Source organism: Lederbergia panacisoli, from assembly GCF_024626525.1.
GTDB classification, from domain to species: domain Bacteria; phylum Bacillota; class Bacilli; order Bacillales; family Bacillaceae_C; genus Lederbergia; species Lederbergia panacisoli.
In genome coordinates this window covers 149,240-162,541 of the sequence record NZ_JANJGU010000002.1, presented here as the reverse complement: position 1 = coordinate 162,541, position 13,302 = coordinate 149,240, and the positions used below count along the sequence as shown (strand labels likewise).

Genomic DNA, 13,302 nt, shown 5'->3' with positions numbered 1-13,302 from the left:
AAAGCGTATTTAAAAATTTGGAATGATCTTTTTAATAGCCAAGATTGTAAGTTCCTAAGGTATATTTTCATCATTCCATCCACGATGCTCGTAAATTTATGTAATTTAAATCGAACTGTAATATACCAGATTGCGGCATAAAAAATTTGGGTAATCTTAAAATTATTTACGAATTTATGTCCTGATGATCAAAAATAAAAACAAGTATTTTGATTCTTTATGATCAAAATATTTTTTTATGCTTCTTAATTCAATTTTTATAGAATAATTTATTCAACAAGAATTGAATATTGTCTTTTTATTAGTTATAATGCTCTCAAACGAGGAAACATGCAACTAAAATAGCATATGATTCGTACCCGAATTGACAGTGGAAAAAGCAATAAAAAATGCTCAGGCATAATTAAACCTGGGCATTTTTTCTTGTCCTATCATTCGTTCTACAATCGCGCCAGTTTGCAGCAGATAACAGCACTATATTATCTTTGTGAAAAGTTGACTTTCTTTCTAAAAAGAAAATTACTTAGGATATAAAATAATGTAATGATGATTGCACTGACAATTGGATAACCGATATTAACTACCAAGCCCGTATGCTCAACTAAACTAAATTCTCCCCATTCAAGCCATAAACGCCAACCCATTCCTAGGCTGTTTAAGAATATACAAATCATAAAAACAAACCATATCCTATCTTTAAATAAACCTACAAATATGTTTGCCGCAATGAAATACATTAATAATGTCAAAACCATAAAAATCAAACTAAACCCTTTCAGTCCTGGAATTACAAACGTAAATGATATTCCTGAAAAGAAAAGAATGTTAATGGTGGCGAATATCAAAAAAGTATTTCGCGATTTTCCTATCTGATTATAGAACTGTTCCCCTGACAAGGGCTTCCCTCCATTGTATTCACATTTTTTATGGTTAATATATGTTTGGAACCTGTTTAACAAACATTAAATTATTGTTCCGTTAAATGGTCCGATAATAAAAATTTGGGGCGCCTCCTTCTTCGGTTAAAGCCCGTTACTTTAATAAAAAACCTTCCACAGAAACGTAGAAAATAAAAATGGCAACAATAATACTGATAATACCCATTTTCTTTCGCGATTCTTTGATTTCGACTATGCCCATAACTAAAAACATTGCTCCCATAAAAAACATCATATATGGCATTGTTTCGTGGTTACCAGATATCAAGCTATATCCTGCTAAAACCATAATAATGATCGATAATACAATTCTAAGTATTTTTAGCAATATGTTCACTCCCTGTCGCCCAACATTACATTTACTCCATAAAATGGCCCGTTTGCTGATCAAGCTGTCTTCTTATATCTCTATTTTAGCACAAAATCTTTTGTTCCCTTTAATGTCTTCAGATATTTCTAAAACACTTTCTCAACCTTCAATCAACAATCTTATTAGCAGTGCAATTGGCAGAGGCACATAAATTTATGTGCTGTTGTTAATTGGTTTACCAATTGCATTGCTATTTTCTATCCAAAATTTCCTTAAACATTGATATAGAACAAAAATGGGAACGCCAATTCAAGTGTGAATTGTGTCTCCATTTGCTATGCTTTTTAACATTTTCTCCCCGTGTACCGAACCCGTCATTAATGAGCATATAGGGGTGGCTGGCATCTTTTTTTACCATAAGCAAAAGAATATCCCAGTTGGCGACTCCTGGGGGATTAGCGTGACAGGTGAGACCCCGCAAGGCGCGAAGCGACTGAGGAGGCTCACCGCACGCCCCCCGGAACGCGTCCGCCTGGAACGGAAGTAGGACACATTTTATGTGACTACTTATCTCATTCACTACAGAACGGGTAATTCTACTAATTAAAGTAACTACCCCTCTATTCAAAGTAGGTGGAGACATAAGAAAATGGCTTAAGAAAATCTGGCACCACATCAACTAATTTGTTTAATGTTTATAATCTGTACACATGGAAGAAGTGGCGTTATTTGTTGCGCTAAACTCCTTATTTTTATATACTACTGTTAATACCTAGTCTTAATATCGTGAATGGTGATGATAAATATGAGACCGTCAAAAAAAGATCGCCAAAGAATGTTGAGCCAAACAATTAATGAAAATCCTTTTATAACAGACGATGAATTAGCAGAAAAATTTTCAGTTAGTGTACAAACAATCCGGCTTGACCGAATGGAATTGGCGATACCTGAATTAAGAGAGCGAATCAAAACTGTGGCAGAAAAGCATGTTACCGATGAAGTCAAGGCTCTGCCCATCGATGAAGTAATTGGTGAAATTATAGATATTGAACTTGACCAAACTGCCATATCAATATTGGATGTTCAGCAAGAACATGTATTTAAACGAAATTCAATTGCGAGGGGGCATCATTTATTTGCTCAAGCTAATTCCCTAGCTGTAGCTGTCATTGATGATGAACTTGCTCTTACTGTAAAAGTAAATATTCATTTTACCCGACCTGTTAAAGCCGGGGAAAGGGTTGTAGCGAAAGCTAAGGTGCGAAATACTGATTGGCCATCTGATAGGACCATCGTAGACGTCATGAGCTATGTTGGCAAAGAATTAGTGTTTAAAGGAGAGTTTGAAATGTTTCGATCAAGTCTTAAAGAAGGTGGACCAAAATGAAAATAGCAATTGATGCTATGGGCGGCGATCATGCACCAGAACAGATCGTACTTGGAATAAATAGGGCAGTACAAGATTTTTCCGATACTGAATTTTTATTATTTGGTGATGAGGAAAAAATAAAAAGATATTTATCCACTGACAAAAACGTTCAGATCATACATACTACTGAAAAAATAGAAGCCACCGATGAACCTGTAAAGGCTATCCGGAGAAAGAAAAATGCTTCTATGGTTATGATGGCGCAAGCTGTTAAAAATAAAGAAGCGGATGCATGTATCTCTGCAGGAAATACGGGTGCGCTGATGGCTGCAGGGTTATTCATTGTTGGGAGAATTAAAGGGATTGATCGGCCTGCTTTAGCTCCTACATTACCTACCTTGGATGGAAAAGGCTTTGTCATGCTTGATCTTGGAGCGAATGCGGATGCGAAAGCAGAACATTTACTGCAGTATGCAATTATGGGGAATATTTATGCTGAAAAAGTAAGAGGGATAAAATCACCTAAAGTGGCTTTGTTGAATATTGGCTCCGAAGAAAACAAAGGAAATGATCTGACTAAGAAGACATTTGAATTATTAAAATCCACTGATTTGAATTTCATTGGAAATATAGAATCCCGCGACTTATTAGATGGACATGCCGATGTCGTCGTAACTGACGGTTTTACTGGAAATGTTGTATTAAAATCAATCGAAGGAACGGCGTCAGCGGTGTTTTCCATGCTTAAAAGTGTGTTGACAGGAAGCCTTAAAAATAAACTTGCAGCAAGCTTAATTATGTCCGATCTTAAAGGCTTAAAAAGTATGATGGATTATACAGAATATGGTGGAGCGTGTTTATTTGGACTGGATGCGCCTGTGATCAAAGCTCACGGTTCATCAAATGCAAATGCAATATATCACGCTATACGCCAAACTCGAGAAATGGTAAAACATCAAATATCTGAAACGATTAAGAATGCTGTAGATGAGGAGAGATCATAAATATGGGAAAAATAGCATTTGTTTTTCCAGGGCAAGGCTCGCAAACGGTAGGAATGGGTTTAGCCGCTGCCAACGAAAACGAACAATCCAAGGAAATATTTGAGATGGCGGATAAGCGTTTAGGCAGGGAGCTTTCCTCGATTATTTTTTCTGGACCACAAGATTTGCTCACTAAGACAGTGAACGCTCAACCCGCTCTTTTAACAACGAGTATTGCTTTATTGGAATATTTGAAAGAAGCAGGAATAACACCTGATTACACTGCCGGACATAGTCTTGGAGAATATTCTGCACTTGTGGCGAGCGGTGCCATAGAATTTACAGATGCCGTTTATGCTGTGGCAAAACGCGGTGAATTCATGGAGGCAGCCGTTCCAAACGGTGAAGGGACGATGGCAGCAGTATTAGGGTTAGATAGGAACATTCTAAAAGAAATTACTGATACCGTTACGAACGAAGGCCATTCTGTTCAATTGGCGAATTTAAATTGTCCTGGACAAATTGTTATTTCCGGAACTGTAGCTGGAGTAGAAAAAGCCGGGGAACTCGCGAAGGAAAACGGGGCAAAGAGAGTATTGCCATTAAACGTAAGCGGTCCTTTTCATTCTGAATTAATGAAGCCGGCAGCAGAGAAATTCACTTCCATATTAGATGAAATAACAATAAATAATGCCTTAATTCCCGTGATTGCAAATGTTACTGCAAGTCCAATCGATAAAAAAGATGAAATAAAGGAAAAATTAATCGAACAGCTCTATTCACCGGTACTATGGGAAGATTCAGTCGAGAAACTGATTGAACTTGGAGTTGATACATTTGTTGAAATTGGTCCAGGAAAAGTATTATCCGGTCTTATCAAAAAAGTAAATAAAAATGTACGTATTTTTTCAGTACAAGACCCAGAAAGTTGTAATGCAGCTTTAAATGCACTCGGAGGTGAAGAGGTATGAAGCTAGAAGGGAAAATAGCAATCGTGACAGGTGCTTCACGTGGCATTGGCAAAGAAATCGCAATTGCATTCGCAAGAGAAGGTGCAGATGTCGTTGTAAACTATGCTGGAAGTGAAGAAAAAGCGAAAGAAACTGTAAAAGAAATAATGAACCTAGGTAGAAGAGCATTCGCATACAAATGTAATATTTCAAATAGTGAAGCGGTCCAAGATATGGTTAAAGAAACCATTCAGCAATTTGGAAAATTGGACATCTTAGTGAATAATGCAGGCATTACCCGTGATAACTTACTTATGAGAATGAAGGAAGATGAATGGGATGATGTAATCAATACAAACTTAAAAGGTGTTTTTCTTTGCACGAAAGCTGTATCGAGGCAAATGATGAAACAAAGAGCTGGAAGAATTATTAATGTATCATCGATTGTAGGAGTAAGCGGCAACCCTGGGCAAGCTAATTATGTCGCCGCAAAAGCTGGTGTTATTGGCTTGACGAAAACAAGCGCTATGGAGCTCGCTCCAAGAGGTATTACTGTAAATGCTATTGCTCCAGGTTTCATTACGACAGATATGACTGATCAGCTTCATGAGGATGTAAAAGAATCCATGCTAAAGCAAATTCCACTTGGGCGTTTTGGTGAAGCTGAAGATATTGCAAAATTAGCGATTTACCTCGCTTCAGATGACTCAAAATATATGACAGGACAAACGCTTCATGTTAACGGCGGAATGTTCATGTAAATACGATTATTCACTTTACTATAAAATTTCTTATAGGCTTGTTTATCTTTAATAGGATATCCTATATAATGTTTTGAGGGGAGGTGAATCAAATGGCAGATACACTTGAACGCGTAACAAAGATTATTGTTGACCGTTTGGGCGTCGAAGAATCTAAAGTAACGCTTGAAGCTTCTTTTAAAGATGACTTAGGAGCGGATTCCCTAGATGTTGTGGAACTTGTCATGGAATTTGAAGATGAATTTGATATGGAAATTTCCGATGATGATGCAGAAAAAATTGCAACAGTAGGCGACGCTGTCAATTACATAGAAAGTAAATAACTAGTCGCTTAAGTAAGAAGATGTCCCGCCTGAAAGCAGACGGGGCATTTCTGCTTTAAATAAGGCTTTTTTCTTAAACTTTGTTATATTCGGTTTTTTGAAAATCTAACAATCTTTGCGAAAAAAGCTTTGAATAATAAGTAAGGTGGATAGCATATGCGGAAATCATATCGTGAAAAAAACCCAAAGAATAAAATGATTCGTAACTTTAAGGAGTTCCAAACAAAAAACGATCTGCATTTCAAAAATGAAAAATTATTAATGCAGGCTTTTACTCATTCATCCTATGTGAATGAGCATCGAAAAAAACCATATGAGGATAATGAAAGATTGGAATTTTTGGGTGACGCAGTGTTGGAACTATCGGTTTCACAATTTTTATATAGAAAATTTCCTATGATGAGTGAAGGAGAAATGACCAAACTAAGAGCGGCAATCGTTTGTGAACCTGCATTGGTCGGATTTGCGAATGAGTTGAATTTTGGTGAATTCGTTTTACTCGGAAAAGGCGAAGAAATGACTGGTGGTCGCTCGCGGCCTGCTCTTCTCGCTGATGCATTTGAAGCTTTTATAGGAGCTTTATTCCTTGACCAAGGATTGGAAACCGTTATTTCATTTCTAGATAAAGTTATTTTCCCAAAAGTTGATTTAGGAGCTTTTTCTCATGTGATGGATTTTAAAAGTCAATTGCAAGAATATGTCCAACGAGATGGTTCGGGTGCCTTGGAGTATACAATACTTCAGGAGGAAGGCCCTGCTCATAACCGTATATTTGTATCGCAAGTCTCCCTTAACAACGAGGTACTAGGAGAAGGTTCTGGACGCTCTAAAAAAGAAGCCGAACAGCATGCTGCCCAAATGGCTTTAGGAAAATTAGAAGAATAAGAATCTAATCAGTTTCTTAGGGAGTGATGCTAATGTACCTTAAACAACTAGACATTATCGGATTTAAATCATTTGCCGAAAAAGTTACGATTGAGTTTGTTCCTGGCGTCACAGCTGTAGTAGGTCCAAATGGAAGCGGCAAAAGCAATATAACTGATGCCATTCGCTGGGTTCTCGGTGAGCAATCGGCAAAATCATTGCGCGGCGGCAAAATGGAAGATGTTATTTTCGCCGGAAGTGATTCTAGAAAACAGCTAAATTTTGCTGAAGTGGCTTTGACATTAAATAATGAGGATGAGGCTTTACCAATTGATTTTAATGAAGTTTGTGTAGCTAGGAGGGTATTCAGGTCAGGGGATAGCGAGTATTCCCTAAATGGACAAAACTGCAGGCTGAAAGATATCATCGATCTTTTTATGGATTCAGGGCTCGGAAAAGAAGCTTTTTCTATTATAAGCCAAGGAAAAGTTGAAGAAATCTTAAATAGTAAGCCGGAAGAAAGACGGACTATTTTTGAAGAAGCGGCTGGTGTATTAAAATATAAGACGCGCAAAAAGAAAGCGGAGGTTAAGCTTGCTGAAACAAGTGAAAATCTCAATCGTGTAAATGATATCCTCCATGAACTCGAAAGCCAAATTGAGCCGCTAAAAATTCAAGCATCGATCGCAAAAGAATATCTTGAAAAGAAAAAAGAACTTGAAAATCATGAGGTTGCGCTCACAGTTTACGAGATCGGGGCCTTACATGAAAATTGGGAGACCTCTAAACAAGAATTAACAAAATTGCTAAGCCGAGAAGCAGAACTGTCAAAGAATATACAAACTTATGAATCAAAACTGGAAAATGAAAGAAATGATCTTTCTTTATACGATGAAAGAATTGCAAACTTACAATCCGAGTTGCTAAATGCAACTAAGGACTTGGAGAAACTTGAAGGAAGACGTGAAGTTTTAAAAGAAAGAAAACGGAATGCATCACAGAATACTGAACAATTGAAAAAAAACATCTACGATGCGATTGCAAAAGTTGGCCAAATTACTGAAAAATGCAATCAAACTAAAAATGAAGTGAGCCAAAAAGAAGCGGAAGTACGGAAATTACAAAGAGAACTCGATGAGAAAAGAAAAAAACTAAGTGAATTAGATGACACGATTGAAGACACGATTGAATCTTTAAAAAGTGACTATATTGAAGTACTGAATGAGCAAGCGTCTGCAAAAAATGAAATGCATTATTTAGAACAACAGTTAAATCAGCAAATAGCCCGCAGTAATCGTTTAGATGGCGAAAATGAGAAATATATTGCGGAAAGAACTAATATCGCAGGGCAGCTGAAAGAAAAGCTTGAGGAAGTACAGCTTCTTGAAAAAGATATATCAGATCAATTAGTTCAATTTAAAGAAACGAAGAGTAATATTGATTCTTTAACACTAAATTTGGAAAAACAAACGGCTATGCTGAATCAAGCAAATCAGTTTATCCAAAAGGCGCAGTCTCGCAAAGAGGCCTTGGAAGAAATGGAAGATGAGTATACCGGATTTTTCCAAGGTGTTAAAGAAGTTTTAAAAGCGAAAGACAATACTCTTCAAGGCATTGAAGGGGCAATTCTTGAATTAATTCAAGTACCAAAGGAATACGCTAAAGCAATCGAAACGGCACTTGGAGGCTCAATGCAAAACATTGTTGTCAAAACTGAGAAAGATGCCAGGGAAGCCATTCAGTTTCTGAAAAGAAAACAATATGGAAGGGCGACTTTTTTACCTTTAAATACGATAAAAGAAAAAAGTGTACAGCCCAGTCAGGAAGCAATCATCGCCTCACACCCTTCATTCATCGGAATAGCCGCATCCCTTGTAGAATATAAAAGTGAGCATACTCCTGCAGTAAGGAGCCTCCTTGGGAATATCATTATCTCAAGGGATTTAGCTGGTGCTAACGAGCTGGCTAAATTACTTCAATTTCGATTTAGAATTGTTAGTTTAGATGGTGATGTAGTCAATCCAGGTGGCTCAATGACGGGTGGTGCTTCAAAACAATCAACCAGTTCCTTACTCGGGCGTAAAAGTGAGCTGGAGGATTTAAGAAATAAGCTAGAAGATATGAGGGAAAAAACAACCACACTTCAGGAATCTTGGGAAATGGCGAAAAACAATTTGACGAGCGAGGAGAAGCTACTTGAATCGATTCGATCAAAAGGTGAGGAGCTTCGGATTAAACAAAGAGAAGTTGAGTCTTCTCTAGTTCAAATTGAGATGAATAAAAAGAATGTCGATGATCGACTAGCTGTTTATGATCTTGAAACATCGGAACTAAAAACGGAAAAAAACAAAATTAACGATAGAATAAAGGCGCTCTCTGAGATTATTTCCACTTGTGAGGGGAAAATTCATTCTTTAAACGAGAGAATCGAACGATTAACTGCGCAGCGAAATGATGAGAGGCAATCAAAAGATTCGTTGGCAAAAGAGATATCTGACCTTTCCTCGTTGTTTGCAGTTGCAAAAGAACAACTATCGTCTACCCGCAATCATTTCCAAATGTTAAATAATGAATTAACTGAATGGGAAGCGCAAAAAAATGCTTTAATGGAAGACCTTCAATGGCTTGAAAATGAAATGACAGGCCACCATTCAAGTGAAGACGAGCTTGTAGGGGAGACGGAGAAGAGAAAAGAAGAAAAAGAAAGTATTGAAAAAAAACTAGCTGTTCAAAGAGAAAAAAGACTTCAATTACAAATCTCCATTGAACAAAGGGAAGCGGAACTGAAAGAGTTCAAAAGAATATATAGCGGAATTAATGTCATGCTTAAAAATGAAGAGGTAAAGAGCAATCGTCTTGATGTTGAACTCGATAATCTTCTGAATAAATTAAGAGAAGAGTATACATTGACTTATGAAGGTGCAAAGGAAAAATATCAATTATCTTTATCTGCTGAAGAAACGCGAACGAAGGTAAAGCTTATAAAGATTGAAATTACCGAGCTAGGTACTGTAAATATGGGTGCAATCGAAGAATATGATAGGGTTTATGAACGGTATCATTTTCTTGAGGAGCAACGAACAGACTTGTCGAGTGCTAAAGACCATCTATTCCAGGTCATGGATGAAATGGATAGTGAAATGGAAAAAAGGTTTAGTATCACTTTCTTCGATATTCAAAGTGAATTTGAAGGTGTCTTTCAAGCATTATTTGGTGGCGGAAGGGCGGAATTAACGCTCACAAATCCAAATGATATGTTAAATACAGGTGTTGATATTGTCGCTCAGCCCCCCGGGAAGAAACTGCAAAATTTAAGTCTTCTCTCAGGAGGAGAACGTTCTTTAACAGCAATCGCCTTGTTATTTTCGATTTTAAAAATTCGCCCCGTTCCTTTCTGCGTACTTGATGAAGTTGAAGCTGCATTAGATGAAGCAAATGTTCAAAGATTTAGCCACTACCTTCAAGAATTCAGCAAGGAAACACAGTTTATTGTCATCACCCATAGACAAGGGACAATGCAGGGAGCAGATGTTTTATACGGTGTTACGATGCAAGAATCTGGTGTTTCGAAAATTGTTTCAGTCAAGCTGGAAAAAACAAATGAAATAGTGCAAATATAATGAATCGAGGTTGTGTATTGTGAGTTTTTTTAAGAAATTAAAAGAGAAATTCACCTCTTCTTCTGATCAAGTCTCTAACAAATTTAAAGATGGGTTGGCAAAAACAAGAAATCAGTTCTCCGGAAAAATAAATGATCTTGTATCTCGTTATCGAAAAGTGGATGAAGATTTTTTTGAGGAACTTGAAGAAATCTTAATTCAAGCTGATGTTGGGTTTGAAACGGTTATGGAGATTGTCGAACAGCTGAAAATTGAGGTAAAGAGAAGAAATATTAAAGATCCTGTGGAAGTTCAATCCGTCATCTCAGAAAAGTTAGTCGAAATTTATGAATCTGGAGAAGAAAAATCAAATAAGTTAAATTTACAGGACGAGGGTTTAACCGTCATTTTAGTAGTTGGAGTAAATGGGGTAGGAAAAACAACTACGATTGGGAAACTCGCCCATAAGCTTAAACTAGATGGGAAAAAAGTGATGCTTGCGGCAGGTGATACGTTTCGTGCCGGTGCAATTGAGCAATTAGAGGTTTGGGGAGAACGGGTAGGGGTGGATGTGATCAAGCAAGCCGAGGGCTCTGATCCCGCTGCAGTTATGTATGATGCATTACAAGCGGCAAAATCACGAAAAGTAGATGTGCTCCTTTGTGATACAGCTGGAAGACTACAAAATAAAGTTAATTTAATGAAAGAATTAGAAAAGGTAAAGCGTGTAATTGAAAGAGAAGTTCCAGGAGCCCCCCATGAAGTGCTATTAGTCTTAGATGCAACAACAGGTCAAAATGCATTAATTCAAGCTAAAACCTTTAAAGAGGCAGTTCGAGTAAGTGGGATTGTTTTGTCTAAGCTTGATGGTACAGCTAAAGGCGGAATCGTCCTAGCTATTCGCAATGAATTGCAAATTCCTGTAAAGTTTGTTGGTCTAGGTGAAAAAATGGATGACCTTCAACAGTTTGATGCCGAAAAATATGTGTATGGACTTTTTTCAGATGCAATTGAATCATCTGAAAACCTTGATTAAGTAAATGGGAGTTTTTGTTTCATATCATATGGATGTTGACTTTTTTAATTGAGATATGTATGATTTGTGTGTAAAGGATTTTAACTTAACAAGGGGGATTAATATGACAATGCTAGAGAAAACAACGCGCATGAATTATTTAATCGATTTTTATCAAGCGTTGTTGACTCCTAAGCAACGTAGTTATATGTCCCTATACTATCTGGATGATCTTTCACTTGGGGAAATTGCAGATGAATATGAAGTAAGCCGCCAAGCGGTGTACGATAATATTAAACGGACGGAAGCCATGTTGGAGGAATATGAAGATAAACTGCGATTGTTTCAAAGGTTTCTTGCGCGCGGTAAAATTATCGAGCAAATGGAAGAATGTATGGCTGTTGGGAAATTGGACAGTCCTAAGCTGGAACAATTTTTAGTATTGCTTAAGGAATTGGATTAGGGGGCGGCAATATGGCATTTGAAGGATTAGCCGACCGGTTGCAGGCGACAATGCAAAAAATCCGGGGAAAAGGAAAAGTGACGGAAGCTGACGTGAAAGCAATGATGCGTGAAGTTCGTCTCGCATTGCTTGAAGCGGATGTTAATTTCAAGGTCGTTAAGCAATTTATTTCAAAAGTTAGTGAAAGAGCAGTCGGTCAAGAGGTAATGAAGAGCCTTACACCTGGCCAGCAAGTCATTAAGGTTGTAAAGGAAGAGCTGACAGAATTGATGGGTGGCGAACAAAGCAAAATTGCTGTAGCAAATCGTCCACCAACCGTCATTATGATGTCAGGGCTTCAAGGTGCCGGTAAAACAACGACAACGGGAAAATTGGCCAATTTATTGAGAAAAAAATACAATAGAAAACCATTGCTTGTTGCCGCTGATATTTATCGTCCTGCTGCGATTAAACAGTTGGAGACAATTGGAAAACAATTAGACTTACCTGTTTTTTCTTTAGGGGATAAAGTGAGCCCTGTAGAAATTGCTCGACAGGCCATCGAGAAAGCAAAGGAAGACCATCATGATTACGTTCTCATTGATACAGCTGGAAGACTTCATATTGATGAAGAACTAATGGATGAACTGAAAGAAATTAAGGAAGTCGCAAAACCTGATGAGATCTTCCTTGTGGTCGATGCCATGACCGGACAAGATGCGGTGAATGTTGCACAAAGTTTTAATGAGATGCTTGAAATCACCGGAGTTGTTTTAACAAAGCTTGACGGTGATACTCGAGGAGGTGCAGCATTATCGATTCGTTCGGTTGCTGAAAAACCGATTAAGTTTGTAGGTATGGGCGAGAAAATGGATGCATTAGAGCCTTTCCATCCTGAGCGAATGGCTTCAAGGATACTTGGAATGGGTGACATGCTTACATTAATAGAAAAGGCACAAGCGAATGTAGATGAAGAGAAAGCAAAAGAGCTAGAGCAAAAATTCCGTACTGCTTCATTTTCATTGGATGATTTTCTCGATCAATTAGGGCAAGTAAGAAATATGGGACCACTTGACGAGTTATTAAAAATGATGCCGGGTGCCAATAAAATTAAAGGCATGAACAATCTGCAAGTCGATGAAAAGCAAATTGGCCATGTTGAAGCCATCATTCGTTCGATGACATCGAAAGAAAAAGAACAGCCAGAAATCATTAATGCAGGAAGACGCCGCCGCATTGCAAAAGGAAGCGGTACAACTGTACAGGATGTAAATCGTCTTCTAAAGCAATTTGATGAGATGAAAAAAATGATGAAACAAATGACAGGCATGCAGCAAAAAGGAAAGAAGAGAGGCGGCTTTAAGCTCCCTTTCATGTAAAAAAATTAGACTGTAAAGAAAAAACACTTTACAAACAAAGCAAACATTTGATATTATACTATCTTGTGTGAAACTATTCGGAGGTGCTATTAAAATGGCAGTAAAAATTCGCTTAAAACGTATGGGAGCAAAAAAATCTCCTTTCTATCGTATCGTAGTAGCTGATGCTCGTTCACCACGTGATGGCCGCATCATCGAGGAAATTGGAACATATAATCCAATCTCTCAACCAGCTCTAGTAGCAATTAATGAAGAAACAGCATTAAAATGGCTACAAGATGGTGCAAAACCATCTGACACTGTTCGTAACTTATTTTCTAAGCAAGGTATCATGGAAAAATTCCATAACGCAAAGAATAGTAAGTAATA

General features: G+C 37.6%; 13 protein-coding genes. 11 read left to right on the top strand and 2 right to left on the bottom strand.

Going from position 1 to position 13,302, the window contains the following annotated elements:
• Positions 1–479 precede the first annotated feature (479 nt).
• Together NQ185_RS03700 and NQ185_RS03695 are read right to left on the bottom strand one after the other, a co-directional pair.
• Entirely contained in the window at positions 480–896 is a 417-nt protein-coding gene (locus NQ185_RS03700; RefSeq protein ID WP_257580202.1) for an ABC transporter permease, read from the bottom strand.
• A 136-nt stretch (positions 897–1,032) separates the two neighbouring features.
• Positions 1,033–1,275, bottom strand: coding sequence for a DUF3953 domain-containing protein (locus NQ185_RS03695; protein ID WP_257580201.1), 243 nt, complete (start codon positions 1,273–1,275; stop codon positions 1,033–1,035).
• Between the two features lie 778 nt (positions 1,276–2,053).
• On the opposite strand from NQ185_RS03695, the gene fapR reads away from it, so the two are divergent.
• The 11 genes from fapR to rpsP all read left to right on the top strand — a co-directional run bounded on the left by fapR (position 2,054) and on the right by rpsP (position 13,300).
• Entirely contained in the window at positions 2,054–2,635 is a 582-nt protein-coding gene (fapR, locus tag NQ185_RS03690; protein WP_257580200.1) for a transcription factor FapR, read from the top strand.
• Positions 2,632–3,621, top strand: a complete 990-nt coding sequence (plsX, locus tag NQ185_RS03685) for a phosphate acyltransferase PlsX (protein WP_257580199.1) — start codon at positions 2,632–2,634, stop codon at positions 3,619–3,621. The genes fapR and plsX overlap by 4 nt, the downstream gene beginning before the upstream one ends.
• Before the next feature lie 2 nt (positions 3,622–3,623).
• The gene (gene fabD, locus NQ185_RS03680) at positions 3,624–4,571 is read left to right on the top strand and encodes an ACP S-malonyltransferase (protein ID WP_257580198.1); all 948 of its coding nucleotides are present in this window, start codon (positions 3,624–3,626) and stop codon (positions 4,569–4,571) included.
• Positions 4,568–5,311, top strand: a complete 744-nt coding sequence (fabG, locus tag NQ185_RS03675; protein WP_257580197.1) for a 3-oxoacyl-[acyl-carrier-protein] reductase — start codon at positions 4,568–4,570, stop codon at positions 5,309–5,311. The genes fabD and fabG overlap by 4 nt, the downstream gene beginning before the upstream one ends.
• A gap of 92 nt (positions 5,312–5,403) precedes the next feature.
• Positions 5,404–5,634: an acyl carrier protein gene (locus tag NQ185_RS03670; protein ID WP_257580196.1), complete on the top strand. Its 231-nt coding sequence runs from the start codon at positions 5,404–5,406 to the stop codon at positions 5,632–5,634.
• Positions 5,635–5,790: 156 nt separating this feature from the next.
• On the top strand, positions 5,791–6,519 hold the full coding sequence (gene rnc, locus NQ185_RS03665; RefSeq protein WP_306999989.1) for a ribonuclease III: 729 nt from the start codon (positions 5,791–5,793) through the stop codon (positions 6,517–6,519).
• Between the two features lie 32 nt (positions 6,520–6,551).
• Entirely contained in the window at positions 6,552–10,118 is a 3,567-nt protein-coding gene (gene smc / locus NQ185_RS03660) for a chromosome segregation protein SMC (RefSeq protein WP_257580195.1), read from the top strand.
• A gap of 19 nt (positions 10,119–10,137) precedes the next feature.
• Complete coding sequence (gene ftsY / locus NQ185_RS03655) at positions 10,138–11,133, top strand: signal recognition particle-docking protein FtsY (RefSeq protein WP_257580194.1); 996 nt, start codon at positions 10,138–10,140, stop codon at positions 11,131–11,133.
• 55 nt (positions 11,134–11,188) lie between these two features.
• Positions 11,189–11,575, top strand: a complete 387-nt coding sequence (locus NQ185_RS03650; protein ID WP_373370769.1) for a putative DNA-binding protein — start codon at positions 11,189–11,191, stop codon at positions 11,573–11,575.
• An 11-nt stretch (positions 11,576–11,586) separates the two neighbouring features.
• On the top strand, positions 11,587–12,933 hold the full coding sequence (gene ffh, locus NQ185_RS03645; protein ID WP_257580193.1) for a signal recognition particle protein: 1,347 nt from the start codon (positions 11,587–11,589) through the stop codon (positions 12,931–12,933).
• Between the two features lie 94 nt (positions 12,934–13,027).
• On the top strand, positions 13,028–13,300 hold the full coding sequence (gene rpsP, locus NQ185_RS03640) for a 30S ribosomal protein S16 (protein WP_257580192.1): 273 nt from the start codon (positions 13,028–13,030) through the stop codon (positions 13,298–13,300).
• Positions 13,301–13,302 lie beyond the last annotated feature (2 nt).